The 26,001-nt window shown below is 35.1% G+C and carries 22 protein-coding genes; 13 read left to right on the top strand and 9 right to left on the bottom strand.

Annotated features, from left to right (window positions below; all coding sequences use genetic code 11):
- Positions 1 to 105: 105 nt before the first annotated feature.
- From ACT5E3_RS08290 to ACT5E3_RS08280, 3 genes are all read left to right on the top strand, one after another.
- On the top strand, positions 106 to 1,182 hold the full coding sequence (locus tag ACT5E3_RS08290; protein WP_444997834.1) for a PA0069 family radical SAM protein: 1,077 nt from the start codon (positions 106 to 108) through the stop codon (positions 1,180 to 1,182).
- Positions 1,183 to 1,354: 172 nt separating this feature from the next.
- The gene (locus ACT5E3_RS08285; protein ID WP_444997833.1) at positions 1,355 to 2,281 is read left to right on the top strand and encodes an ABC transporter ATP-binding protein; all 927 of its coding nucleotides are present in this window, start codon (positions 1,355 to 1,357) and stop codon (positions 2,279 to 2,281) included.
- The gene (locus ACT5E3_RS08280) at positions 2,278 to 3,039 is read left to right on the top strand and encodes an ABC transporter permease (RefSeq protein WP_444997832.1); all 762 of its coding nucleotides are present in this window, start codon (positions 2,278 to 2,280) and stop codon (positions 3,037 to 3,039) included. The genes ACT5E3_RS08285 and ACT5E3_RS08280 overlap by 4 nt, the downstream gene beginning before the upstream one ends.
- A 29-nt stretch (positions 3,040 to 3,068) precedes the next feature.
- Here ACT5E3_RS08280 and ACT5E3_RS08275 read toward each other — a convergent pair whose 3' ends face one another.
- Positions 3,069 to 3,527 (bottom strand): hypothetical protein, encoded by a 459-nt coding sequence (locus tag ACT5E3_RS08275; RefSeq protein ID WP_444997831.1) that lies wholly within the window; start codon positions 3,525 to 3,527, stop codon positions 3,069 to 3,071.
- Positions 3,528 to 3,789: 262 nt separating this feature from the next.
- Here ACT5E3_RS08275 and ACT5E3_RS08270 point away from each other — a divergent pair, with 262 nt between their 5' ends.
- Both ACT5E3_RS08270 and ACT5E3_RS08265 read left to right on the top strand, forming a co-directional pair.
- Complete coding sequence (locus ACT5E3_RS08270) at positions 3,790 to 4,686, top strand: endonuclease/exonuclease/phosphatase family protein (RefSeq protein ID WP_444997830.1); 897 nt, start codon at positions 3,790 to 3,792, stop codon at positions 4,684 to 4,686.
- Between the two features lie 15 nt (positions 4,687 to 4,701).
- Positions 4,702 to 5,478: a hypothetical protein gene (locus tag ACT5E3_RS08265; RefSeq protein ID WP_444997829.1), complete on the top strand. Its 777-nt coding sequence runs from the start codon at positions 4,702 to 4,704 to the stop codon at positions 5,476 to 5,478.
- A 93-nt stretch (positions 5,479 to 5,571) separates the two neighbouring features.
- Here the strand turns inward: ACT5E3_RS08265 and ACT5E3_RS08260 are convergent, their stop codons facing one another.
- The 3 genes from ACT5E3_RS08260 to ACT5E3_RS08250 all read right to left on the bottom strand — a co-directional run bounded on the left by ACT5E3_RS08260 (position 5,572) and on the right by ACT5E3_RS08250 (position 9,171).
- Positions 5,572 to 7,041 (bottom strand): catalase, encoded by a 1,470-nt coding sequence (locus tag ACT5E3_RS08260; RefSeq protein WP_444997828.1) that lies wholly within the window; start codon positions 7,039 to 7,041, stop codon positions 5,572 to 5,574.
- Between the two features lie 281 nt (positions 7,042 to 7,322).
- Complete coding sequence (locus ACT5E3_RS08255) at positions 7,323 to 8,144, bottom strand: MBL fold metallo-hydrolase (RefSeq protein ID WP_444997827.1); 822 nt, start codon at positions 8,142 to 8,144, stop codon at positions 7,323 to 7,325.
- 139 nt (positions 8,145 to 8,283) lie between these two features.
- Positions 8,284 to 9,171, bottom strand: a complete 888-nt coding sequence (locus tag ACT5E3_RS08250; protein WP_444997826.1) for a DMT family transporter — start codon at positions 9,169 to 9,171, stop codon at positions 8,284 to 8,286.
- A 322-nt stretch (positions 9,172 to 9,493) separates the two neighbouring features.
- Between ACT5E3_RS08250 and ACT5E3_RS08245 the strand changes: the two genes are divergently transcribed.
- Positions 9,494 to 9,979, top strand: coding sequence for a GNAT family N-acetyltransferase (locus ACT5E3_RS08245; RefSeq protein WP_444997825.1), 486 nt, complete (start codon positions 9,494 to 9,496; stop codon positions 9,977 to 9,979).
- Between the two features lie 15 nt (positions 9,980 to 9,994).
- Here the strand turns inward: ACT5E3_RS08245 and ACT5E3_RS08240 are convergent, their stop codons facing one another.
- A complete protein-coding gene (locus ACT5E3_RS08240; RefSeq protein WP_444997824.1) occupies positions 9,995 to 10,873 on the bottom strand; it encodes a DMT family transporter in 879 nt (292 codons plus the stop codon).
- 234 nt (positions 10,874 to 11,107) lie between these two features.
- A complete protein-coding gene (locus ACT5E3_RS08235) occupies positions 11,108 to 11,440 on the bottom strand; it encodes a DUF5992 family protein (RefSeq protein ID WP_444997823.1) in 333 nt (110 codons plus the stop codon).
- A gap of 257 nt (positions 11,441 to 11,697) precedes the next feature.
- Here ACT5E3_RS08235 and ACT5E3_RS08230 point away from each other — a divergent pair, with 257 nt between their 5' ends.
- From ACT5E3_RS08230 to ACT5E3_RS08215, 4 genes are all read left to right on the top strand, one after another.
- Complete coding sequence (locus tag ACT5E3_RS08230; protein WP_444997822.1) at positions 11,698 to 11,883, top strand: hypothetical protein; 186 nt, start codon at positions 11,698 to 11,700, stop codon at positions 11,881 to 11,883.
- Between the two features lie 298 nt (positions 11,884 to 12,181).
- Positions 12,182 to 12,643 carry a hypothetical protein gene (locus ACT5E3_RS08225; protein WP_444997821.1) on the top strand — a complete coding sequence of 154 codons (462 nt, stop codon included), beginning with the start codon at positions 12,182 to 12,184 and terminating at the stop codon, positions 12,641 to 12,643.
- Between the two features lie 712 nt (positions 12,644 to 13,355).
- Positions 13,356 to 15,881 (top strand): TonB-dependent receptor plug domain-containing protein, encoded by a 2,526-nt coding sequence (locus ACT5E3_RS08220; RefSeq protein ID WP_444997820.1) that lies wholly within the window; start codon positions 13,356 to 13,358, stop codon positions 15,879 to 15,881.
- Between the two features lie 237 nt (positions 15,882 to 16,118).
- Positions 16,119 to 17,498 (top strand): tyrosine phenol-lyase, encoded by a 1,380-nt coding sequence (locus ACT5E3_RS08215; protein WP_444997819.1) that lies wholly within the window; start codon positions 16,119 to 16,121, stop codon positions 17,496 to 17,498.
- Positions 17,499 to 17,594: 96 nt separating this feature from the next.
- On the opposite strand, the gene ACT5E3_RS08210 is transcribed toward ACT5E3_RS08215, so the two are convergent.
- Positions 17,595 to 19,106 carry a DUF4139 domain-containing protein gene (locus ACT5E3_RS08210; RefSeq protein ID WP_444997818.1) on the bottom strand — a complete coding sequence of 504 codons (1,512 nt, stop codon included), beginning with the start codon at positions 19,104 to 19,106 and terminating at the stop codon, positions 17,595 to 17,597.
- Positions 19,107 to 19,293: 187 nt separating this feature from the next.
- Positions 19,294 to 19,890: an HD domain-containing protein gene (locus ACT5E3_RS08205; RefSeq protein WP_444997817.1), complete on the bottom strand. Its 597-nt coding sequence runs from the start codon at positions 19,888 to 19,890 to the stop codon at positions 19,294 to 19,296.
- A 210-nt stretch (positions 19,891 to 20,100) separates the two neighbouring features.
- Here ACT5E3_RS08205 and ACT5E3_RS08200 point away from each other — a divergent pair, with 210 nt between their 5' ends.
- Entirely contained in the window at positions 20,101 to 20,574 is a 474-nt protein-coding gene (locus ACT5E3_RS08200) for an NYN domain-containing protein (protein ID WP_444997816.1), read from the top strand.
- A gap of 1 nt (position 20,575) precedes the next feature.
- Here ACT5E3_RS08200 and ACT5E3_RS08195 read toward each other — a convergent pair whose 3' ends face one another.
- Positions 20,576 to 21,406, bottom strand: a complete 831-nt coding sequence (locus ACT5E3_RS08195) for an SIR2 family NAD-dependent protein deacylase (RefSeq protein WP_444997815.1) — start codon at positions 21,404 to 21,406, stop codon at positions 20,576 to 20,578.
- 288 nt (positions 21,407 to 21,694) lie between these two features.
- On the opposite strand from ACT5E3_RS08195, the gene ACT5E3_RS08190 reads away from it, so the two are divergent.
- Together ACT5E3_RS08190 and ACT5E3_RS08185 are read left to right on the top strand one after the other, a co-directional pair.
- On the top strand, positions 21,695 to 22,735 hold the full coding sequence (locus ACT5E3_RS08190) for a 3-deoxy-7-phosphoheptulonate synthase (RefSeq protein WP_444997814.1): 1,041 nt from the start codon (positions 21,695 to 21,697) through the stop codon (positions 22,733 to 22,735).
- Between the two features lie 389 nt (positions 22,736 to 23,124).
- Positions 23,125 to 25,950, top strand: coding sequence for a hypothetical protein (locus ACT5E3_RS08185; RefSeq protein WP_444997813.1), 2,826 nt, complete (start codon positions 23,125 to 23,127; stop codon positions 25,948 to 25,950).
- The last annotated feature ends 51 nt before the right edge of the window (positions 25,951 to 26,001 follow it).

Here is a 26,001-nt window from a genome sequence, read left to right as displayed (position 1 = left end):
TGAAAACACACAGAAAACAACTACTCATACAAGTAGCTAAAAAATAATATTTAGTGTAGTATTAAATATTAGCTTCTTTAAAAATAACTAAGTTTAAATAATTCAATGACTAAGAGTCGCGACAAAAATAGAGCTGTTACCACTAATATTGAACACCGCTTTAGTAAAAACAAGCACTTAGAACTGAGTGACGTCTGGTGGTATGAATCAGATGAAGCGACTAACATAACTGAGCTATTCGAAGAACAAGCCAAAACAATTGTTACAACTAATCAATCACCCGATGTTCCTTTCAGTCAAACGATTAACCCATACAGAGGGTGTGAACATGGTTGTATATATTGCTATGCAAGACCAAGCCATGCTTATTGGGACTACTCTCCGGGCTATGATTTTGAGTCAAAAATTATTTACAAACCGAATGCGGCTGAGTTGTTAAAGAAAAAATTTAACTCTCGTTCCTACCAATGTCAGCCCATTGTTATAGGTGCGAATACAGATGCCTATCAGCCTGTAGAAAAAAACCTCAAAATCACTCGTCAGCTACTCAAAATTTTTATTCAGTATAAACATCCAGTTTCAATTATTACTAAAAGTCAACTTATCCTTCGTGACCTAGACCTATTAACAGAATTGGCAGATAAAAACTTAGTATCGGTTGCAGTGAGTGTAACAACGTTAAAAAACTCTTTGAAACGCACACTGGAACCTAGAACAGCCAGCCCGCAGTCTCGACTAGCAACAATAGAAAAACTCTCATCTAATAATATCCCAGTCACAACATTAGTTGCCCCAGTCATTCCAGGGCTAAATGATGATGAAATTGAAATGATAATTGAGCAGGTTAGTCAAAAAGGAGCTTCAAATGCAGCTTACATTTTATTAAGACTTCCATATGAAGTGAAGCCGCTTTTTATTCATTGGCTTGAAACCCACTACCCATTAAAAAAACAAAAGGTATTAAATTATCTCACTCAAATGAGACAAGGAAAATTAAATACTCCTGAATTTAACGATAGAATGAGCGGTCAGGGTGTTTTGGCAAAATTAATCAAACAACGTTTTAATTTAGCCTGTCATAAGGCAGGCCTTAATACTCAACGAAAAAGAACACAAACGCTTGATACCAGTTTATTTACTTCACCAGGAAGTCAGCAAATTGACTTATTTGAAATCACCTGAAATAACACTTAATAACCGAATGTACAGTAAACGAATGTTAAAAGTAAGTGTGACTAAATTTTTCAAAAGAACTAATTTCATTACAATAGTTGGTATACTTTAGAACCATTGACCAATAAAATATGGTTAATCTGTCAAGCAAATAAAATACAATTATTTTAAGGACCCAATAGTGCAGCCAATTATTTCTATTAAGAACCTTAACAAAACCTATAACTCAGGGTTTCAAGCACTAAAAAATATAAACCTCGATATAAATCGTGGCGAAATTTTTGCATTGCTTGGCCCAAACGGTGCAGGAAAAACTACATTAATTAGTAGTATATGTGGCATAGTAAACCCGAGCAGCGGTGAAATATTAGCCGATGGGCATAATATTGTCACCGACTTTAGGGCCGCACGAGAAAAAATAGGGCTAGTGCCTCAAGAGTTAACAACTGAAGCCTTTGAAAATGTAAAAACTACCGTCAATTTTAGCCGTGGTTTATTTGGTAAACCAGCTAACCCAACTTATATTGAAAAAATACTGAAACAACTATCGCTCTGGGATAAGCGCAACTCAAAAATGATGGCATTATCTGGTGGAATGAAACGTCGCGTAATGATTGCAAAAGCGTTATCACATGAACCCCAAATATTATTTTTAGACGAACCTACCGCTGGTGTTGATGTAGAATTACGCCGTGACATGTGGGATATGGTACGAGGGTTAAGAGATAATGGCGCAACAATTATTTTAACCACTCACTATATAGAAGAAGCAGAAGAAATGGCCGATCGTGTTGGTGTTATCACTAATGGAGAAATATTGTTAGTAGAAAATAAAACAGAACTGATGCGTAAATTAGGTAAACGTCAATTAACTTTACATTTACAAAACCCTGTAAACTCCATACCAAATGAACTTAAACATCTACCATTAGAGTTAACTAATGATGGTAATGAATTAGTTTATACCTTTGATGCGCAGAGCGAACATACAGGCATTGCAGATTTATTGCGGCAGCTCAATAAACACGATATAGACTTTAAAGATCTTAATTCAACCCAAAATTCTTTAGAAGATATTTTTGTTAATCTCGTTAAGGAAAAATCATGAATTTTTATGCTATTAAAGCCATTTATCAGTTTGAAATGGCACGTACTTTACGTACGCTAATGCAAAGCATTGCCTCTCCAGTTTTATCAACCTCTCTCTACTTTATCGTATTTGGTTCTGCTATTGGTTCACGTATGGGCGATATAGATGGAATTAGCTATGGTGCGTTTATTATTCCTGGCTTAATGATGTTAGCCTTGCTCAGCGAGAGTATTTCTAATGCCTCATTTGGTATATTTTTCCCAAAATATTCAGGCACAATTTATGAAGTATTATCTGCCCCGGTGTCTTATGTTGAAATAGTTATTGGATATGTCGGTGCAGCAGCCAGCAAATCAGTCGTTTTAGGCTTACTTATTTTAATAACCGCGAGCTTTTTTGTTGATTATGAAATAGCCCACCCATTTTGGATGGCAGGCTTCCTGCTATTAACAGCAATTACCTTTAGTTTGTTTGGTTTTATTATTGGTATCTGGGCTGACAATTTTCAAAAGCTACAAGTGATCCCATTAATGGTTATTACACCACTGACATTTCTAGGCGGTAGCTTTTATTCAATTAGCATGTTGCCCCCTATATGGCAAAAAATCACTTTATTTAATCCTGTGGTTTATCTGATTAGTGGTTTCCGTTGGAGCTTTTATGGGGTTGCAGACGTACATATTGGAATTAGCGTGGGAATGACTTTAATGTTTATGTTCTTATGCTTAGGCTTTATCTGGTGGATATTTAAAACAGGTTATCGTCTAAGACAATAACAATAGCAATTTTAATAGCATTGGTATGCTTAAGAATACCAATGCTTTGGATCAGAGTTAAATTCATCAGCAACCAATTTTTCTAAATAAGTAAAACTACTGCCTTGCTTCACTTCTTCAAAAACCTGTTTAAATGCTGGCCTATTTAAATGCCCTTTAATCCCCGAACACCAAGAATTCCAGGTATGAGTTGAAATCCTCCCTTTAGCACGCAAATATACTTGTTCATTAGTTAAGTCTAAATAATTGAATATCAATTCACGTACATGATTTTTATCTTTATCGCTTACTTCTTTTCCTATCAATACATCAACCGGTAACTCCATTGTTAATAGACGATATTGTTGATCAAGGCTATCTTCGAACCCAGCTTGTGACTGCTTTTTAGATAACCTAATTTGCCATGCACCAAAAAATACACCAATTGCTGTTGCAATTGAACCAATAGAAGTAGCAATTGAACTAATAACATTCCAATCAATTTTCATACACTCTCTCGATTACGATCATTTCCATAAAACACCATAATAAAAAATTCATGTAGATGCTTCAATTATAAATTACTACGCCGCTCGGTAATAACCGTCAACTAAGTCTAATAGTTTCATAAAGTTTTTATCAATTGAGTAAAAGACAACACCAACACATGAAATTAGCCCAAATAACAATATTACCAGCTTTTTATATAGCTCAATTTTAGTGCTAATATGTGCTTTACTATACTTCCTCATTAAATAGGAATATATCACTATGCTCCGCTCAATACTCTTTGCGTTATTATTCGTTTCGGCCAGCAATTGTTGGTCTGAAATCAAGGTCATTAGCTGGAATTTAGAATCGGATGGTGCCCAAATAAGCACTTTGGTTCAATCTTTCGATCAACTTAATGATATCGACTTTTATGGCTTTTCAGAAGTTGATCCCCTTTGGGTTAACAAATTGCTTTCAGCCGCTGAAAAAAATGAAAACATCAGCTATGCTTCTATACTTGGTGAAACTGGTGGTTCTGATCGATTACAAATCATTTACAATTCAAGTCAATACCAGCTAATAGACACCATTGAGCTCAATCATATTAATCTAGGTGGTGGTGTGAGGGCACCATTAGTTGGGCACTTCAAAAATAAAGCAACCAATAAAGAACTATTAGTAATGGTTAACCACCTTTATCGTTCCAAAAAAAGCAAACGTCATCAACAAGCAACAATGCTTAATCAATGGGCAGCTCAGCAATCGCTCCCAATTATAGCAATGGGAGATTATAACTTTGATTGGGATGTTAATAATGGCGCAAATAATCACGATAAAGGCTATGATAATATGATTAAAAACAATACTTTTCAGTGGGTAAAACCTCAAAAACTTGTGCGCACTCAGTGTAACCAAAAATATAATAGCGTGTTAGACTTTGTTTTTATCTCAAAAGAGTTAACTAACCCCAATAATATTGCAAAAATTTTATTTCAGGAAACGAGTTATTGCACAACGGGTAAATATCAAAAAAGTGATCACCGACCTATTTATGCAGTAATAGATAAAAGCGATACACCACAAAATGATTTAAAAAAAGCCTTACTACAGCAAATAAAAAAAATCAAAAATGAGCTCAATAAATTAGAAAAACAAGTTGAACATATTACACAATAAACATAGGGAACAGCTATGGAAAATCAAAAACTACTTAGTTTTATCATGTTCTTTGCTTTAGTTGGAATTGTTTTAGCGGGATATATCTTTCCGATAAAATCAAGCTGGATTGCCATAATGGCTTTAATAGTAATTTTTATTCTCTGTCTTGGAAAAAAAATTAACAATTGCTACTTTGGTGTTTTGATCAATGATCAAAATATTATCAGTTTGTCTCGTTTTCAAATGACGCTTTGGACTATCATTATTATTTCTTTCTTCGCCGCACTTGTTATGGCTAGAGTGAAGAGTGAAATGGTTTTTAACCCGATGAATATACAGATTCCTTGGGAAATATGGACTTTATTAGGTATTCAAGTATCAGCAATGGTCGGTAGCCCTTTAATTGCAAGTAATAAAGGAAATAAAGATGCCCAAAACAGCCAAAAAACTAAAGATGCAACACAAGTAGTCGCCAAAAGTCTAAACAAAAGTGTTGATGATGTATTAAAACAAAGCAAAGGTTTATTATATTGCAATCCCAAAAGTGAAGAAGCCGACTTCTCAGATATGTTTAAAGGCGAAGAAGTAGGTAACCGACATTCAATTGAACTTGCCAGATTACAAATGTTTTTATTTACCGTTGTTGTCGCTGCTGTTTATATAGCAAGTATGACTAACATGATGATTCACGGTGATATACTCATGGAATCAATTTCTTTTCAACCAATTGATCAAGGCTTACTCACCTTAATGGGGATTAGTAATGGAGGCTATTTGGTTAATAAAAATATTACTCATACCCCAAATTAAACGATTATATTATCTATTAGCAGGGCTAATTTAAAATAAGAGTAGCCAAATAAAAATAAAATTATTTGGCTACCTTTCGAAACCACTCTTCAATTAACTCAGCAACTTTTTAACACCTTCAGCATAATTCTTATCAGCTTTAGCCAACTGCTCTAACATTCTTTGTTGTACTGATTGTGTAGCATGCGACAAACCACCAGCAATATTCGTAACCAACTGTTGTTTTTGTTCATCACTCATCAAACCAAATAATGCCCCCGCTTGGGAATAATAATCTTCACCAGATTGATCATGATGACCAACCCAAGCATCATGCTCAAGTGGCATTGGTGGTGCAACTAATTGCGAATTGGGAGCTGGGGCCCCTTGCTCGACTTGATCATTTGGATAAAAATTAACGCCTTTGGTTTGCTTATGAGCTTGAGAAACATCTGAGTGTCCCCCAATAGGACAGCCACCTGCAAACACCGCATCACGCTGATAATGATTAACTGGGCAACGTGGAGAATTAACCGGTATTTGGTTAACATTTGCACCAACACGATAGCGATGTGCATCTTGATAGGCCAATAGACGGGCTTGTAACATTTTGTCAGGAGACGCGCCTATGCCAGGCACTAAATTACTTGGAGCAAAAGCAGCCTGTTCTGTTTCTGCAAAATAATTATCAACATTTTTATTTAACTCAAGTTCACCAATTTCAATCAAAGGGTAATCTTTGTGTGGCCATACTTTGGTTAAATCGAATGGGTTGATTGAGTAATTTTTAGCATCGGCTTCAGGCATAATCTGTAACTTTACTACCCATTTTGGAAAATCACCTTTATCAATTGAATCAACTAAGTCTTGTTGAGCACCAAATGGTGGCAGCTGTGAGGCTTCTTGATCAGTTAAAGTGGCTATTCCCTGTGCAGATTTCAAGTGCCATTTTATCCAGAAACGTTCACCTTGGTTATTCCAAAAACTTAAAGTATGAGAACCAAAACCATGCATATGACGATAACTTAACGGGATCCCTCTATCAGACATCAATATAGTCATCTGATGTAAAGACTGCGGATGATTCGCCCAAAACTCATACATTCGAGCAGGGTTTGGTAAATTAGTTCTGGGATCTTTTTTCTGAGAATGAACAAAATCAGGAAACTTAATTGGATCATTCAGAAAAAAGACAGGGGTATTATTTCCTACCAGGTCAAAGTTTCCCTGTTCTGTATAAAACTTAACTGCAAAGCCTCTTGGATCTCGCGCATAATCACTTGAGTCCTGACCACCACCAACAGTCGAAAACCGCACAAAGACAGGTGTTTGTTTAGCTTGGGTTTGTAAAAACTCAGCTATCGTATATTCTTTTAGACTTTTTGATAAAGTAAAAGTCCCGTAGGCACCGGAACCTCTGGCATGTACCACCCTTTCTGGAATTCGTTCTCGATTAAAGTGGGCTAGTTTCTCAAACAAGTAGTGGTTATCAAAAGTTAGTGGTCCACGACTACCTGCACTAACACTATTATTATCATCCGCTATTGGTGCACCATTTTGAGCGGTTAATTGATTCTTTTTCATCTTCTAGCTCCTAAACTTGAGTTTAAATTTAAAACCTTAATTTTCAAATAGTTAACCGCAAAATCGTTACTCACCTACCCTTTTTGACACTGAGAATAAGGACAAGCTCGACGGTTGATATTCAGATTACATCAAGTTATACGATAGATAAAAGACAATAAAACTAAGGTATCGATATATTAAATCTATAACAATAAAAAACCGATAAAGCTCTTTTTACTGATTGTTTTAAGAAATAATAAAGTTACATTAAGGGCCAGTAGATCTATGAGTAAAAATTGTCAGTGCTTATGAAGATGCTCAGTATTTATTTTCCTTTCTTCACCAGGCTCGGAAAAATAATCGAAATTTGATAGCTTTAATGCTTCAGGAACTTTACTGGGTACATGGACCCCTACCACTTGCTTTGCGTTCAGTATTTTTTGCAAAATATTTTGTCCTTCAGCAGAAAAAGCAAACCAATAAGGAGGAAAGGCAATATTCGTTTGTTTACTATTTAATAATTGTTTGTAGGGTTGAAAATGGACTTTATTAGGATCGGCATCGCCTAAATGCATTGCTGTTACCTCATTATTAAGACTCACCCGAAATACAATATTTTCGACATCAGCCCTTTGCGGCCAACCGGCATGGGGTATTCTAAATGCATCAATCGATAAACCATTACTCTTAAAATCAAGTGCTTTATCACCATTTTGCAATCCAACAGAGGTTAACCTAGTCTTAATTTTTTCATAACCCGATAAAGGTTTTAGTAAATTGATTGCTTGTTGTGGCGCAAATAAACGTACCTTAGGATAAGCGATTAAATAATCTCGAACATCTTTTGCATCAAAGTGGTCTTCGTGTGCATGACTAATAAAAATAGCGTCAATATTATTATAAGGGGCTTGATTACTAAAGATATCAGCTCTAATTTTTGGTGGTACTAAAGTATAAATATTAAAGTTATTATGAAAAAAAGGATCGAATAACACCTTCATATTAGCACTTTCAACCAATACCCCTTCATTACCGATATAACGTGAGGTAGCTGATAGATCATGGGCCTTTAATGAATTAATTAAAACACCAAATAACAACACGATTAAGTAGCGGTTCATTCTAAATTCCTTAACATTAATACCAAGTACTCACTACAGTTTACAACTAACAGACGAAAACATAAATGTTAAAAGTGTTGAATAACCTTCGGGAAACTCATTCTAAAACATTTACAATTAAAAAAGCTTTGCTAAATAGCTAAGCTTCTTTAGTTTGTCTTTTAGGTAGCAGTAGCAATCCTGTCGTCAAACCAGTCCCCAATAAAATCACTGAACAAGCGAGCAGCGTTTCAAATGATACTAATTCACTTAAAAATAAATATCCCCAAATTAAACTAAAAACAGGTATTAAAAATGTCACTGTTGTTGCATTGGCAGGCCCAACTCTCTCAATTAACCTGAAATAGAGAACCTGAGCAAATCCTGTACAAGCAAGGGCTAAAATAACAACATTCATCCAACTCCTTATTGAAGGTATTTTTTCTGGCCACCAATAAACGGCAAACGGTAACATTAAAATTGCAGCGGATAGTAAACTGCCACCAGTGATGGCTAACACACTAATGCCAGCTAAAGACTTTTTAGTGTAATTAGCCGCAACACCATAGCAGGCAGCAGCGCCTAATCCAGCTAAAATAGCGAAACCACTTGTCGTATAGTTTAAGCTTAGTTTTTCCCAAACGAGCAAAACAACGCCCAAAAAGCCAATAACTAAACCAATAACAGCAGACACAGTTAAACGTAACTTCATCCAAAAAAACGCAATAAGCGCCGCAAACATTGGGGTTGTTGCATTTAATATTGAAGTATAACCTGCGGACAAATATAAAGTAGCGTAAGCCAGCAAGGAAAAAGGAATTGCAGAACTAAAAACCCCGACGACTGTTATCGGTATAATATTTTTAACCAAAACAGCTTGTTGTTTTTTATAAAAAACGAATGGCAATAGAAAAAGACCAGCCAGGGCAATTCTTACTGTCATCATAGGTACAGCCCCAAACTCTGGCGCGGATATCTTCATCAATAGGAATGATGCGCCCCATAAAGCCGCCAATAAAGTCAAGTCGGCTAAATCTCTAATTTTCATTCAATGATAACTCCCTCATGCTATCTGAGTAACAACGATTAAGCGTTTGACGCTTTCAGACTTTTCACAGCCTTCTACCGAATATATTAGGCTCATACGCTACAAAAAATTGGTAATGACATAATACAACAAAACTTATCTGTTCTCTGTCGAAAATTGAGCAAATAATTAAACTTATTGATATCAATTTTGTGTAAATTAAATCTCCCTATAGATACATGTAAAATAACAGAAAGTTCTTTGTATCTTTAGCTAGACTCTTTCACTATCAAGATCACTGCCCAACATTAAACAACCACTTTTTAAAATACTGAGGAAATCAATGACTGTAACTTGTCATATTGTTGACTACCACGACCAACAACAAGCCAATGCTCTAGTGGAACTTTTAAATATTTATGCGCTTGATCCTATGGGAGGTGCAAAACCACTCAGTGAAGATGTCAAATACAACTTAGCTTCTGAACTTGCTAAGCTCAATTATGCATTTAGTATAATCGCTTATGTTAATAAAAAGCCGGCTGGGTTAGCCAATTGTTTTGAAGGCTTTTCAACATTTAAATCAAAACCCTTGATCAATATCCATGATTTAGTCGTTGCCCCTGAATTTAGAGGACAAAAAATAGCGACACTTTTGTTACAAAAAGTTGAGGATATAGCGAAAGAAAAAGGTTGCTGTAAAGTAACCCTAGAAGTATTAAATAATAATAAAATTGCTAAAAAAGCTTATGCCAAATTTGGTTTTTTAGGAAGTAGTCCAGAAGAAAAAAGCGACCAAATGTTGTTCTGGGAAAAGCCGCTTACATAAAAATGATGCCAGTAGTTATCGTATTTTATTTTTTATAAAAAAGTATCGCCCAAATACAACGGTTAAAATTCCACCTAAAATCATTGTTGATGAAGTCAGTAAGTGTAATGTAATATCTTCATCAACAAAAACAACTCCGCCTAAAGCAGCAATCACAGGCACAAATAGTTGAACAACAGCAGCCTGAGTTGTTGTTAAAGCAATTAGTGCAGTATACCAAATAGCATAACCCACACCTGATGCAATAGCCCCAGATAATACCGCATAAATAACACCATTAATCGAAAGCTGGGCTTGATTGAAAAACAAAAACGATAATATAATCACCAACGGTATAGTACGAAAAAAATTATAAGCAGTGTCAGCTAATGGAAACTGAGACTTTTTACCATTAATACTATAAATACCCCAAGCCACACCAGAAATTGACATTAATAAAAAGCCTATAACAGAAGGTGTTCTAATTTCAGGTAAAAACAAATAGACAAAACCAATAAAAGCAAGTAAAACACCACACCACTCACTCAGTAGTAAACGATTCCCCGAAAACAAAGAAAATAAAATCATTGTTATTTGAACTGTTGCAAACAAAATGAGTGCGCCTGTTGCTGTATCTAAAGTCACATAGGCAAAAGAAAAGCAAACGGCATAAATGAATAGCATAAAACCAGAAGACCAACTTCCTTTGGAAGAATATTTTCCATAATATTTAACAGAAACAATTAGCATTAAGATAAAAGTTCCAGCTAACAAACGAATAACTGTAAAACTAGCCGGATCAATATTATTAGCGCCTAATGCTAAGCGACATAATATAGAGTTAGCGGCAAAAGCGACTAGAGCAAGAGCCGTTATCAACACCAGTTTAATTAAGTTAACTTTATGAGAACTCATGATAATTCATCATTTTCATCCTATTATTAACAAAATAATACCGAGTAAAGTAAAAATGAGAAAGAATTATCAGTAGCTTATCCTGTATTTAGTAAGACTAAAAAAACATATCAAAAAATAAAAAGTATTTAAGCATTAAAACTTTATTTTTTTAGCCATATAACTGAATAAATCACACTCTAAGAGTGAACTAACGCAACTTAACTCACTCATATTTTCATCTACAATTAACAACTAACGACTTACTGAAATATAATCAGCACCAGAGCATGAGTTGTCTTTATAGTTATGAATTCTAACTTTTTTATCAGAGTTTAATGCCGACAACGCTAAAGTAAAAGACTGATTGTAAGATTCTAATGATGGTGCTTTTTTTTGAGGAAAATAAATCCACTTAGGTAGTGTTGATGCGCAAGCTCCAGTGCCACCTTCAATTAAAACCGCAAAGTTTTTAGCATTTGAGCCATTTGAAGCAACTTCTAAAACAGTTGCACCTTTAATAAGCTCACCACTTATACAAGTCGCTGAGCTACATAGTAACGTTAGAGAAATTAATTTTTTAAGCATAAAAACCTCTATTTCATTTGTTTAATACCCATATATTAGTCAATATACTCAACTATTTCTAAAAATTTAGCGATATACTTACATTATAATCAATATGAGATATATGAAACATTTAATTTTTACAGCCGAATAAACTCTCAAAATTGAATCTCGCCACTAACTAAAAGTTGCCTTACCCATAAGTTTTAATTTATTCTATTAATAATGGCGTATTGTGTTTTTCGGCATTTTCACTCTCTGATTATAGGTAATTATCAATGTTTTTCTGGTTAGTCATTTTTGTCATGGTTTTAGGATTAATTGCATTTATACAAAGCTATCAGGCAGATCAAAAAGCCAGAAAAAACCGAATGAACATGTTACGTAAAAAGATAGAAGAAAATGACAAAAAAAAGTGGCTAAAAAAACTTAACCAAAGCAACCAAAATAACAAGCAAGATTAAATGTTTTTGCATCCAATTACTTTTACATAAAAATATAAAGTTCACTTCAATAGGAAACACCACAAAACACCCATGACACTTCATACCAACAAAAACAATCTCCAAGCAAAATAAGCTTCTTTCAAATTTTCACTCTGCGAGATAAAAGCATTTTTTTATCACACAAATAAATTGAATTTATAATGAATTATTTTTTTCATATATTAATTTGTTTTTTTTGGAAATAAGATCACTCCTGCTTGCAAGCATCAGTAAATTATATTTTTATAGAACATTTAACTAACAAAGGAAAATAGATATGTTTTTAAAAAAGTTATTGCTCGCATCAACGGTTAGCATTTTAAGCATTAGCTACTCAGTTAACGCAGAGGAAAAAGCTCTTTTTGGAAGTAATGATAGCAACATACAGAGTAGTACATCATCAAATGAAGTTTTAAAATATACAGATATAATCGCATTAAAATGTGCAACACCATCAACCTGTGGAACTTACACTTCATCATGGCATAGAGTCTACGTTTATGAAGATCTAATCATAGATATTCCTCCAAGACTTGAAATGAAACTTTACTGGAATAAAAATAAGCCTGCCGGAATTGCAGCTGGTCGTTATAAAGCAAAAACCATCGGAGATACTTGTCCAGACGGCTCAAAAATGAAGGCTGATTGGATACTTAATTCGAACGGTGCTCCAGTTTATGCTATTGCAACAGACTGCAATGGTGTAAGAAATGAGTTTGATATACATCACTTGCCATAACAAGTAACTAAATATTCTCAGTGTCAATGCACACTGAGAATATTCTTATACATAAATTCTAGTATTTATTAAACTTTTCTATTTACTTATCAAATAGAAAAGAAAATATCAACTTGGCATTAATATTTAAAAGAGCGAATACTTTTCTAATGTTTCAAAAAAGTCGGGTTAGCATAAATAACACACCAATTAATACAGTTGTTTTTCAAAAGTCACATTTTAAGAATAAAATGCTAGTAAAACGATAATAAATTGTTTTTTTGTTAACCTCATCACTCTTGCGACATAACTAACAAAAACACTATTGACTATTCATTGCCACACCATAAAATAGCCGCCTTAAAGTCAATCATATTAAGGTGAGTTTATATTTTGCTTTCCATTAGCTAATTTTACTTTATGGAAAATTTTAGAAAGTATTAACATTAGCTTTTATTTATTAATAAAAACCTAATGTAAAATATCGTTTTTTTCTAAAGTAGTCTCTGGTGAAAGCCTACACGAACAGTCTTTATGTTTTGTCATTTAAAAAGACTTTTTGTTTTGCAATAACGACCTTCCATTTAGAAAACAATCATTTTTAATTTATTTAAAAGCCATACGCTCTCTTAACTATTCAAGATTGGCGGGTGAGCTATTGCATAAATCATAAAAGACCAATGGTATTAAGCAGAAAGCCTTATTAAATCAACTAACTTCGGAGAATTTATCAATGCATAAGTTTCAATCAGCAGTTATAGCAGTTGCCTCTTGCATAGCCAGTCATAACCTATATGCTCTTAATGAAACAAAAGATGACAATAAAGATCGTATTATCATCACAGGTTCTCACATAAAAAGAATTGCTTTAGAGCCAACAGCACCATTATCAATATTAACAGAAGAGGATATTGGTCGCTCTAGTGCGACTAATCTTGGAGAGCTTTTGCAAATGACGGAGTTAGGCAATGGTGATTTTATTAACAACCAAAATACGAATGGTTTTTCACCGGGAACATCAGGGTTTAATTTACGAGGTTTAAGAACCGATAGAACATTGGTTTTAGTAGATGGTAAACGACTACCTAGTTATCCTTTTGGTGCCGAAGGCAGTGTTGCATTTATCGATCTTAATATGATACCTCTCACAGAAATAAGCCGAGTAGAAATTCTTAAAAATGGTGCTTCTGCGGTTTATGGTTCTGATGCGATAGGAGGAGTTGTTAATGTTATCACTAAAAAAGAATTCATACAGAGAGAAATTTCAATTAAAGCATCTCAAGTTGAAAAAGGACACTACAATAATCAAACAATATCTTACATTGATGGTTTTTCTTCTGAAGAATCTGAGTTTATCGCTATAGCAGAACTTCAAAATACAAAAGGTCTGCTAGGCGAAGATATTTCGATTTCCTCCAACTTAGAAGCTGATGAGGTTGATTTATACAGCTACCCCGGTACTTATTGGCTTCCTAATACAGCAAATGCAGGGTATACACTAATGCCTTCACCAACTTGCTCCCCAGAAAACTTACTTGATGTTAACTTAATACAAACAGAAAACACTGAAAATAGTGGCCAGTATTGCATTAATAACTGGGCTAAACGACGTCATTTAATTCCAGATAATCAAAGAATTTCTTTATCTTTAAAGTGGCAGCAATATTTCGGAGATGATCAGTTTTATAGCAGCTTTTCCACCAATCAAACAAATACTGATTCAGATGTTAATTTTGGTTTAGTCGGTGACTTTTTTCAAATAGATAATGATTCACCATATTACCCTTTAGAAACAGGCGAATCTTTGTATTTACAACGCGGTTTTACGGAAAAAGGATTAAGAAATATCAATACTTTTGCTCAGAACTACCGTATAAAAGTTGGCTTCAGTGGTTTAATTGATGTTTATGATTATGATATTTCTTTAAATCATGGTTTAACAAAAGTTAAAGAAACATTTGAAAATGGCTGGATGACATTTGACCAGCGAACTGCTCTGATTCAAACAATTAATAATGGTGACATTAACCCGTTTGAACCTCTTACAGACGAAATATTTAATACTTATACACAAGAGTTTAAACACGATGGGACAAGCAAAATAACAGCTTTAAACTTTAACTTTTCTGGTGAAATATATTTATTAGATAAAGATCCTATTTTCTTTGCTTTAGGTGCAGAATATCGAAAAGAGTCAATTGAAGATGTTTTTTCTCAAGAAATCTTAGACGGTAATGTGGTTGGGCTTGGAAGCTCATCAGCTGACGGAGACCGTCAAATAAACGCCCTCTTTAGTGAGTTTAGTATTCCTGCAACTGAAGATTTAGAAATCAATTTATCTATCCGCTACGATGATTATAATGATTTTGGTTCTAGCCTTAACCCACAACTTTCAATGAGTTATAAACCAACAGAAAGTTTGCTTTTTAGGGCTTCATGGGGTGAAGGTTTTAGAGCCCCAAACTTATTTGAACTACACTCTGGTGAAGTCGTTGGTTCTATCGAATTTGATGGTGTGAACTACCCATTTAAAAATTTTGGCAATTTAAATTTAAAAGCAGAAACGTCTGAAAACATTAGTATTGGTACCGCTTTAGATCTCAGTGAAAATATGATGATGACCTTAGACTATTGGGCAATTGATATTGAAGATATGATTAGTCGACTATCAATTGATACAATACTTACTTTTAAAAATGAAAATGGTAATCTTGTTTATGACGATTTAATTACTTATGATAATCAAAACAATATCACTAATGTCGACATTCCTTTTTTAAATATCGATAGTCTGGCCAGCGAAGGTATCGACTTAACTCTACGGTGGGATATCAACAAATCTCTTGAGTGGCGGCTAGAAGCTAGTCACTTACTAAAATTAGAGCAAAAGGATGGAGCGCTTGAACAAGTTGAAGATTTCGCAGGTGAATATCTTTACCCGCAAGATCGTATCAACACCAGTCTCATATGGTCACAAGGAAACTTTAATCAAAGTCTTGCAGCATTTTATATCGCATCTCACGGTACTGAAGAAAGCAAAATTAAAAGTCATCCACAACTCAACTATCAACTCGGTTATCAGATAAACGACCATTCCATTTCATTTAAAATAAATAACTTGCTCGACAAACAGCCGCCGAACAACCGCTATCTTAAACAATCAGATGGTAGCGAACTTGGTACCTGGCCTTATTATGAACAGAGAGTCTACTCTCCCATTGGTAGACATTATTCTTTACAATGGCGTTATATTTTTTAATAAAATGGATTATTTATTTTCATAGAAATAACAATTTAATGATCTAGATCATTTTGAATAACCGTTAAAATAGTTAGTTTTGGAGCTTGCAGTCAATAAATAGCTGCAAGCTGGCCACTCATTATTCTTTCCGAATAATTAGGGATGAAATGCCACAGTTAACGCTGTGGTGTTGTACGATCTCAAGCAATAATCACAGCGTCTCTTATTTTCATTTTAATATAATGAGGTGTGTTCGTGAAAAAACGATCTTGGGCAGAACCCTACAAAATAAAAATGGTTGAACTTTTAAAGATGACAACCAAAGAAGAACGCGAAAAAGCCATTGCAGAAGCAGGCTTTAATACTTTCTTATTAAAATCAGAAGATGTGTATATTGATTTATTGACCGACTCAGGCGTTGGTGCAATGAGTGATCGTCAATGGTCAGGAATAATGATGGGTGATGAAGCTTATGCAGGTAGTCGCAATTTTTATCACCTAAGAGATACTATCGAAGATTATTATAGTTATAAGTTTACCGTACCAACTCATCAAGGACGTGGAGCTGAAAATATATTAAGTCAAATATTAATTAAAGATGGTGATTATGTACCAGGAAATATGTATTTCACGACAACAAGATTACACCAAGAACTAGCAGGAGGAACCTTTGTTGATATCATTATTGATGAAGCTCACGATCCGGTTTCACCCCATCCATTTAAAGGCAATGTCGACTTTAATAAATTAAACCAACTAGTTGAAAAAGTTGGTGCAAAAAAAATTCCTTATGTCTGTATTGCAACTTGCGTCAATATGGCTGGCGGCCAACCAATTTCACTTGAAAATTTACGTGAATTAAAAAACTGGTGCAGTAAGCATGAAATACTATTGGTACATGATATGACTCGTGTTGCGGAAAATGCTTATTTTATCCAACAAAGAGAAGAAGGCTATCAAGATAAATCTGTTAAGCAGATTGTTCACGAAATTTGTTCATTAACCGATGCTGCAACTATGTCCTCTAAAAAAGATGCAATGGTCAATATTGGTGGTTTTCTTGCCATGAATGATGAAGCACTTTATGAAAAAGCGTGCGAGTTAGTTGTTGTTTATGAAGGACTGCACACCTATGGTGGTATGGCTGGCCGTGATATGGAAGCATTAGCAATTGGCATTACAGAAAGTGTTCAAGATGATCATATGGCAGCTAGAATAGGTCAAATAGCCTATTTAGGTGAATGTTTAGAAGCAGAAGGTGTACCGATTGTAAAGCCCTATGGTGGGCATGCAATATTTCTTGATGCAAAAGCCATACTACCGAATATTCCGCAGAGTCAATATCCAGCTCAAGCCCTTGCTGCTGCCCTCTATGTTGAGTCGGGAATAAGAGCAATGGAACGGGGTGTTGTTTCAGCCGGTAGAAACAAAGAAACGGGCGAAGATCATATGCCAAAACTCGAATTAGTTCGTCTAACTATTCCACGTCGAGTTTATACACAAGCGCATATGGATGTCACGGCAGAAAGCGTCGTTGAAGTCATGAAAAATGCCGATCAAGTCAAAGGACTTCGGTTTGTTTATGAACCGAATATGCTCCGCTTTTTCCAAGGCAGGTTTGAACAAGTTGGGTAAACCGATTAAGTAACTCAATGATAAACAAGATGACCAGCCTTTAATCTGGTCATCTTGCTAAACTTTAGAAGTTCAGCTTATTTCAAATAAAGCACATTACCATGTGTAATCAACAGTATAAGAAACTTTAACTTCTCCATTAGCAGGTACCTTCATATCAAAATGAATGTGACGGGCGTCTTGCTTACTATAGTCATGTGATTTTTTTACAACTTTCCAATTCGACCAACGATAAAGTGACTCACGAATCACAACATTGGCAGCGGTATCTTTATGATTCTTTAGCGTAATTTCAAAACTTTCTGACATTTCTTTATTTTTAGTATCAACTCGGTAGTCTACCTGCTTACGTTCACCTTTAATATCAAACGCATTGCCCATTTTAATTAACACCTCTTCATTTTTTGGTGTATGGTCAATGATGTCTTCTCCGATAAATTCAAGATTACCATCACTATCTCTTTGGTTAACTCTAATTCGGCCGGCAGGCAAAGGGATACCCATATGATTTTTCTTACTATTTTTAAAACGCAAATAAACATTAACATCGCCACTCGCATTTTTGCCATAATTACGATCAGTATTCCTGCCTGAATAACGACCAAATTGCTGAGTTGCATCAAATACCAATTCTTTTTTACATTGAACATCATTGATTTTAGGAATTAACTCTAATTGCTTAGTCGAATTATTCGGAATATCAGCAGCTCTGCCTAACGTGTACAAATGATATTCAAAAAATGATTTCTCCTCAAAATGACTACCTCGTGGTGCACGTTCTTGTACCATGATGGGTCCATCGTACATATAATCTCTTTCTGGCTTAGCCCGATTAACATCTCCCGCCACCAGTTTAAGTTTTGCCTGCTTAAAACTAGCACCCGACTGATTAATAATGCTGACCCATCCAAATAAATCCATACGGCAACGTTTATTATTACGATAAATCACATTGTAATCAGCCCACCAAGTCATTCCCTGAGTTTCATAACTCAATTCGATATCTTGCTTTCCCCCTTTCTTGGTATCCAAAGACCAGATAAGCGTAGGCTTGGTTCTTAACCCCCCTGGTAAATCAGGAAAACGAAGATTGCTATAACTACGCATGCTATGAATACTGCCGTTTGAATCTCTTAAGATAATACCATCTGATGCACTAATTAACTCGCCGCTCAGTGTGTTTACTTTACTGCCGACAACTTGCTCAACCGTAATGGTTTTGCCTAAATAACGCTGCAATAACTTTTCTTGGCTCACCAAGTCAAACTGATAATTCTGCTCTAATACCGTAGCCTTTGAATCGGTTTTAGAAATAAAGGAAACTGTGGTTGGATCCAACAAAGCAGCCACATCACTCACTTCAAGTTGATTGACACCTTTTTTCAATGCATATTCTCGCTGGCTTTTTATTATTGCATACCCAGGAATGGTATAGCGCGAAGTGCTTCTTCCCTGTACAGGACGGTAAACATCAGGAGAAATTGAACCAGGTTTTGCTTTACTATAAATAGTGACCGCATCTTGTTCACTTGCTATTAATGGCATTGTTAACAAGCCTGCAGTTAACAGACATGAGAATTGAATCATTTGCTGAGATTTTGTTTTCATACACTAAACCTTTCATTATGCGCTTTGTTCTATTTTTAACGTTTTACTGTTAAAAAAGGCGTTAACTTATCGCGAAGTTTATCAACTAGAGTAACAAAATTTTAATCATATCTACCTTACCCTATTCCAGTTTTAATAAACAACCAACTACTTCAAAGTAGTGTAAGATATTATTAATTACGCTTTCTTATTGATGAACGGCCCCGCTATCAAAGACTTCTTCGAGTTGACTTTTTAAATGTGACCATAAGCTTTCACTGGCTTGCCCTATTCGACTATTAGTACTCAACACTTGCTCCTTAGATATCTTATGTTTTCTCCATGAATGATAATCGCCATGTAAATTATGTAATAACGGAGGGATTCTATCGATTGCTTTAGCATATATAGAGTCATTAGTTTTACCTGCCTCAAACTCTTGCCATAATGCCAAATAATTATCGCCAGCCCCATCAGGCAACATCGATAAGAGTCGTTCCACACCTTTAGCTTCCAAGTTTTTATTCTCTGCTGTTTCACTTTGATAAATGATAGTGTCACCCACATCTATTTCACCTAAATCATGAATCAATAGCATTTTAATAACACGCTCTATATTCACTGAAGCATCGGCAAAGCTTTGTAACATTAAGGCCGATAAACAAACATGCCAGCTATGCTCGGCAGAGTTTTCCATTCGCTCTAGTCCCACAGGCCGGGTATTTCGTTGAACCGCTTTTAGTTTTTCAACTTCAATAATAAAACTCAATATTTTCTCTATTTTCGTTATATCATCATTCTGCATAAATCCTCCGCTTAAACTGCTTTTTATTCTTTAAGTCAATAAATGAAAGAGTATATACCGATTCTCCCAGTAGCTGTATTTTTCAGCAGTTCACCTCATTCAAGCTAATCAATAGAGACTTTTGTTATTTCAATGATTATCGTTTAAGATGTTCGCTATATCCAACCACACCTTTCCTAACAGCGCAAATCTTTATCGTAGGCTAATAACTTGAAAAAAATCGCATTATTTGTTGATGTCCAAAACATCTATTACACCACTCGTCAGGCTTATGGACGTCAATTTAATTATCGAGAATTTTGGCGAAGAATTAGCGAACAAGATGACATTGTAACCGCTTCAGCTTATGCAATTGATCGTAATGATGAGCAACAGCAAAAGTTCCAAAGTGCTTTAAGACATATAGGTTTTAATGTCAAACTAAAGCCTTTCATTCAGCGCAGTGATGGTTCAGCAAAAGGTGACTGGGATGTAGGTATTACCATTGATGTTTTAGAAGCAGCACAGTCAGTCGATAAGATTGTTCTTTTGTCTGGTGATGGCGACTTCGACTTATTACTCAAAAAAGTATCCACCGACTATGGGGTTGAAACCTGTGTTTATGGTGTTGCAGAATTAACAGCGATTTCTTTAATCGAATCGGCCAATCACTTTTATTCTATCAAAGAAGACCTTTTGCTTTAATTCAAAAAAACTTAAGTTCAATAAGCCGCTTTTCTATTGCCTTTAACCCTTCTAGGGCACTACACGAAAGCTCAATACCCTGAGTCCTGCTAACAAAAGACTCTCTTGGGTTAATTCGAATTAAAGTTCCTTTTTGACTTTCACAAAAATACCTCACTGTAGGAATTGCAGTACCAGCACCACACTCAATAACAACAGGAGACTTCATTACAGTCAATTGATTTTTCAAATTTTCTCTTTGTTGATCATTTCTTTGTGATAACCAATAATAATCATCAAACATCAGAATATTAGGGCGAGCAACCTGTCCACAATTAGGACACAAAGGCAATTCAGAAATAGCCAAACACTGCTGCTCATCGGTATGAACCTGCAAACTATCCGCAGACCAAATAATATCCTGGCAGGCTTGACTACATTGTAAAAAATGAATAGAACCATGACATTCATAAATTTTTTCAGTATTAAATCCAGCCGTAGCAAAATGGCCATCGACATTACTCGTAAAAACCTGGTACTCACAAGTTAAACGCTCACCAATACGTTTAAGAATTTGAAACCCTTCGTGGGGTTTCACTTTTCTATAAAGGTTTAAACGATGCCCATAAAACCCCCAAGCCATTTTAGGGTTATTTGAAAACGCCATCGGGTTGGCTATTTCTGTAAAGTCAATTTTAGCTTCAGCCAAAGCAGGATAAGCTTGCCAAAAACCAGTTTGTCCACGAAAATCAGGCAATCCAGAATCCACTCCCATTCCGGCTCCTGCCCCAATAATAAGACTATCGGCTTGCATAATTGCATTAACTGCTCGTTCAACTAAATCAGGTTTCATGGGCTTATCTATTACCTTTAACTGACGTTATTTTTATTCACAACACAGGCTAGTATTAAACAGTACTTAATAACGCCAACCATCTCAAATAGAAATCAACAAGCAGTTTGCACAAAAATCAAACAGTTAACAATAAAAGCAAAGAGCAACACTAATTGATATTTTTAAGTCATCATAGCTATTTTATTATAAATCATTATTAAGACCTGTTATTTAACACCTTTGCATGTTAAGTTTTGTCTTTAATATAGAAACCAACATAATAACAAATTGTAATAAGGAAAAGACATGGCCAAGACTTCTGACAGAAGAATTTTGGAAACGCAGAAGATAGTCACTCCTCAAGAAGTAATTGACGAGTTTCCTTCGACTCAACATATTAACAAACTGATTACTAAAACCCGTAATAATATTGGCCAAATATTACATGGACAAGATCCACGGTTGTTAGTGGTAGTCGGTCCTTGCTCTATTCATGATATAGAAGCGGCTAAAGAATACGGTCGAAAACTGCTTCATTTACGAGAGAAACTAAGTGACAAACTTGAAATTGTTATGCGAGTATATTTTGAAAAACCACGCACTACAGTTGGCTGGAAAGGACTAATTAACGATCCCGACCTAGACGAAAGTTTTCAAGTTAGCAAAGGACTACGTTTAGCTCGCCAACTGTTGTTAGATCTTAATCAATTAGGTATACCTGCTGGTACAGAATTTCTTGATATTGTAACCGGTCAATATTACGCCGATTTAATCAGTTGGGGTGCCATTGGAGCAAGAACCACCGAAAGCCAAGTACACCGCGAAATGGCTTCTGGACTTTCTTGTCCAGTTGGTTTTAAAAATGGCACTGATGGCAATATAAAAATAGCAATTGATGCAATAAAATCAGCTAGCAATCAGCATATTTTTCTTTCCCCAACACTAGATGGAACAACCGCTATTTATAAAACTTCAGGTAATCATGATGCTCACTTAATTTTACGTGGCGGAAAAACCCCTAACTATCATTCAGAAAGCATTTTAGACTGTAACAGTAAACTTGAAGCCTCAAAAATTAACCGAGGTTTAATGATTGATTTTAGTCATGCTAACAGCCTTAAACAGTTTGCTCGACAAATTGAAGTCGGTGAGGATGTTGCCCGCCAGATAGAAAGTGGACAAAAAAATATTGCAGGCGTAATGATTGAAAGCCACTTGGTAGAAGGCCGACAAGATGTTATTAAAGGTCAACCTCTAACTTATGGGCAAAGCATTACAGATGCTTGCTTGGGCTGGGATGATACAGAAACACTACTATATCGTTTAGCAAAAGCCATAAAGTATTAACGCAATATCTGGCTGATGCTATTCAGCCAGATAAGTTCCCTTTAAGAGCGATTCAAACTAGAAAGATCCGAGTCGCCACAATCTCCCGCTCTTAATTGATTAGTGCTAATGACCTGCTCTATATTAATTGAAATCATATGATAGATATTTTTACATGCTCAATAATTCATTCTTCAGCAATATCAATGCTATGTTTTATATACCAACCAAGGTTGAAATCAACAACCTTTCTACAAAATAAAGCGAATAGTCAAAAGCGCTGTCTTACGTCAATAAGAAGGTACACGTTAGAAGGTATGCATAACAATATAGTGAATTTTCTTTTTTCTTATGACATTATATCTACCATACATAATAAGTGATATCAGTTTGGCTAGGAGAGAAAGGATATGTCTTTCGTTAAAACAAGTTTCTTAATGATTACGACTTCAATACTAGTAGTATTTGCCTCTGGTTGCGGCACTTTAGGAGTATTGGAAGAAAAGACAAAAACGCCCGGCCCCTCTCATAACAATAATTTAACAACACCCGCATCTTACATCAAACCCAATGCCAAAATTAATTTATCCGGTAGTTGGGTTTTTTATGGTGGTTGTATTGCTAAAAAAGGATTTATCGATTTAAAAAAGAAAGGCCGCAATCACATTAAAGGCACCGTCTACCTCCTGAATAATTCTGTAGGGTATCATGCGGGCGAAGAAGTCGAAATTTCCGCGTCTTATGACAAAAACTCCAATTATCTCACTCTTGTTTCTGAGCAACCCAAACGAAGAGAAGTAACAAAACTTCATGTAAAAGCGCTCATCACCAATAATCAATTAACCATCGAAGGTGAAAATATTGATGAGCCTAATAAAAGATGTAAAAGGTTTATCGCTGCTAAATATCCAAAAAGCGACAAAAGGCAAGAACCCAAGCTCAACTTTTCTGCGCCTTTAAATAATCGCCCCTCCCTAATACCCAATATATTTTCCTCTCGATTAACCCTAGCAGATTGTACAGAATTCTACGACTTGCTTAATAGCTCAAGTTTAACTGCAAGGCATTTAAACGGTATTATCTTAAACGAAAAAAGATTTATAGAATACTTTGGAACGGGCTACGAAAACTGGACAATGGATGATGTTAAAGGCTATCAAGCTTTATCGGGCGGTTGCTACAAAATGCTTTATCAAAATCCCGAACTCATGAAAAAATATCGACAGTCGGCTCAAAAAGCACAAAGCTTAGCAATGCTCACAGTAGGAAAATATCAAGGAAACCGCAGCTTTTTTAATAAAACGATTAATGCCAGATGGGCATCACTTTTTTACCCTCTAGCCACCTATAGAGCAGCCAAACACCTTAAAAATACAATTCCTGGCTTTCTAAAATCTTCACCGCCAACTCAAGAAACAATAAGCGAGTTAGAAAAATTAAAAAAGCAATCTCGTTCTTATAGTTTTCCATTAAGTGAATTATCCAATACAGCACTGAGCGAACTGAGCCATCAGATAAACAATATATATCAAGAAAAACAAGCATTATTTCATACCAATGAAAAAGAAAGGTTATATGCTATTTTGAAAAACGACTTATTGAAATTTAATGCTTCAATATACCCAAAAACATTAATCGGTATTAAAGAAGCAAAAAATAAAATTAATAAACTGACCTTAAAGAACCGATATTACAACCAGGACAGCAATACTCAACACCTAGTAAAAGAGCGCAAAGCCTTATTACTAAACGAACACTCAAAAGCAATCGTAAAAAATCAAATTAGCAAACTTTCTGGTTATGGCTCAAGTTATTTAGAACTAAAAAAATACTCCATTCATCGAAATAAAGTTCGAGCTGAAGTAATTCCTGAACTCATACACAAAGATCATAAAAAACAACTAAATGATGCCTTAGAGTTAGAGTGGAAGTCTTTATTAGCCAGTTTTAACAAAAATAATGAGCGTTACGTTTTTGACAGCAATAATATTAATAGCCAAATGGAGCAACTATCATATGATTCTCAAATTATATTCAACACTCCAATAAAAACCATTAGAAATAATTATAAACAATATGAGAAAGATTTGGCCGACTTCTTAAATGACAATGCAAATACATTAATCTATTCATGTGATACTTATGCCGCCCACCCGCAAGATAAAAGAAAGCCGTACTACATAACCGGTCAAACAGATAATCGATTATCTGACAATATTGACACGGCCTTAGATGCTTGCTTATCTGATCTAGAAAGCATCCCAAATAATATTCGTTTTTCATTTCAATTAGGACGCATTTTGTTTCTTTCGCAAGTTTACGATGAAGCTCGAACATATCTCGAAACTGCCGCTAAGGAAAACTATGCACCAGCTATGTACTACCTTGCTCTAATGCAAAAAGAGAATGTTGGCGGGTTTAATGGCGGTATTGATAAAGCAATAGGTACATTTGATCAATCTGCCGACTCTGGTTTTCGTCCAGCAATTGACTTTGTTCAAAACTATCGATACAACCTGAAAAAGATGCAGGCAAATGAAGAGCGAATATTTAAAGCACAATATAAGTTTCCAGCCATCATTAAAAGTCTTATTTCTGGTGAACCATCGAATATAGAGTATAGCGTTGAAATGCTATATGTAGCAGGGTTAATGAAAGATATGAGTGATTTTTGTCCAAATTTAATTTCGGTAAGTGAAGCTAAAAATATACAAAAGAAAATCAGCGTTAATAACGCTAAAGGCTATAACCAATATATAGAGAGAAGTACCAAAGCACTATTTTTAAGAGAAGCAACTGTTTTTGCTCGGCAAAGGCTCCACCCCAATAATGATTATAAAGATGAGGTTGAATATAAAACATTTATGGATGTATCGACACTTGTTAATAAACATACTTGTGATGGGCTTGAAACCCTTGCTTTTGTTAATAATGCTAAAAAATTAATGAACTCAGCTCCCCCTTATAACTTAGCATCAAGCCGATATTGGAATGCTTGTATAAATAATGCTAGGAACATTAGAGCCCCAAAAGAAGATTTTTGCGGATGTTTTTTAAATAACGTTAGAGGCGGAGATGCAAAAGGAACCGGGGGTTTTATGGTCAATGTTACCATTAAAAACAAATATCTCAATCGTGAAATGGCTAATAAGCTTCTCACTAATTTTTGGCCAACCGCCTCGAAATTAATTGACAAATTTGCACCGGTAAAAGCTTGTACTAGAAGTCGCAGATAGCTTTAGCTCGCTAAAGATGAAATACATACTTATAAATTTCTATGAGTCATA

The sequence above is a fragment of the Aliikangiella litoralis genome (assembly GCF_052495765.1).
The sequence above is the reverse complement of the archived record's forward strand: the minus strand, read 5'-3'. Positions and strand labels throughout refer to the sequence as shown.

Coding starts and splice junctions, on each gene's coding strand:
- ACT5E3_RS08290 (WP_444997834.1), top strand. CDS start 106: ATGACTAAGAGTCGCGACAAAAATAGAGCTGTTACCACTAATATTGAA.
- ACT5E3_RS08280 (WP_444997832.1), top strand. CDS start 2,278: ATGAATTTTTATGCTATTAAAGCCATTTATCAGTTTGAAATGGCACGT.
- ACT5E3_RS08275 (WP_444997831.1), bottom strand. CDS start 3,527: ATGAAAATTGATTGGAATGTTATTAGTTCAATTGCTACTTCTATTGGT.
- ACT5E3_RS08270 (WP_444997830.1), top strand. CDS start 3,790: ATGCTCCGCTCAATACTCTTTGCGTTATTATTCGTTTCGGCCAGCAAT.
- ACT5E3_RS08265 (WP_444997829.1), top strand. CDS start 4,702: ATGGAAAATCAAAAACTACTTAGTTTTATCATGTTCTTTGCTTTAGTT.
- ACT5E3_RS08260 (WP_444997828.1), bottom strand. CDS start 7,041: ATGAAAAAGAATCAATTAACCGCTCAAAATGGTGCACCAATAGCGGAT.
- ACT5E3_RS08255 (WP_444997827.1), bottom strand. CDS start 8,144: ATGAACCGCTACTTAATCGTGTTGTTATTTGGTGTTTTAATTAATTCA.
- ACT5E3_RS08250 (WP_444997826.1), bottom strand. CDS start 9,171: ATGAAAATTAGAGATTTAGCCGACTTGACTTTATTGGCGGCTTTATGG.
- ACT5E3_RS08245 (WP_444997825.1), top strand. CDS start 9,494: ATGACTGTAACTTGTCATATTGTTGACTACCACGACCAACAACAAGCC.
- ACT5E3_RS08240 (WP_444997824.1), bottom strand. CDS start 10,873: ATGAGTTCTCATAAAGTTAACTTAATTAAACTGGTGTTGATAACGGCT.
- ACT5E3_RS08235 (WP_444997823.1), bottom strand. CDS start 11,440: ATGCTTAAAAAATTAATTTCTCTAACGTTACTATGTAGCTCAGCGACT.
- ACT5E3_RS08230 (WP_444997822.1), top strand. CDS start 11,698: ATGTTTTTCTGGTTAGTCATTTTTGTCATGGTTTTAGGATTAATTGCA.
- ACT5E3_RS08225 (WP_444997821.1), top strand. CDS start 12,182: ATGTTTTTAAAAAAGTTATTGCTCGCATCAACGGTTAGCATTTTAAGC.
- ACT5E3_RS08220 (WP_444997820.1), top strand. CDS start 13,356: ATGCATAAGTTTCAATCAGCAGTTATAGCAGTTGCCTCTTGCATAGCC.
- ACT5E3_RS08210 (WP_444997818.1), bottom strand. CDS start 19,106: ATGAAAACAAAATCTCAGCAAATGATTCAATTCTCATGTCTGTTAACT.
- ACT5E3_RS08205 (WP_444997817.1), bottom strand. CDS start 19,890: ATGCAGAATGATGATATAACGAAAATAGAGAAAATATTGAGTTTTATT.
- ACT5E3_RS08195 (WP_444997815.1), bottom strand. CDS start 21,406: ATGAAACCTGATTTAGTTGAACGAGCAGTTAATGCAATTATGCAAGCC.
- ACT5E3_RS08190 (WP_444997814.1), top strand. CDS start 21,695: ATGGCCAAGACTTCTGACAGAAGAATTTTGGAAACGCAGAAGATAGTC.
- ACT5E3_RS08185 (WP_444997813.1), top strand. CDS start 23,125: ATGTCTTTCGTTAAAACAAGTTTCTTAATGATTACGACTTCAATACTA.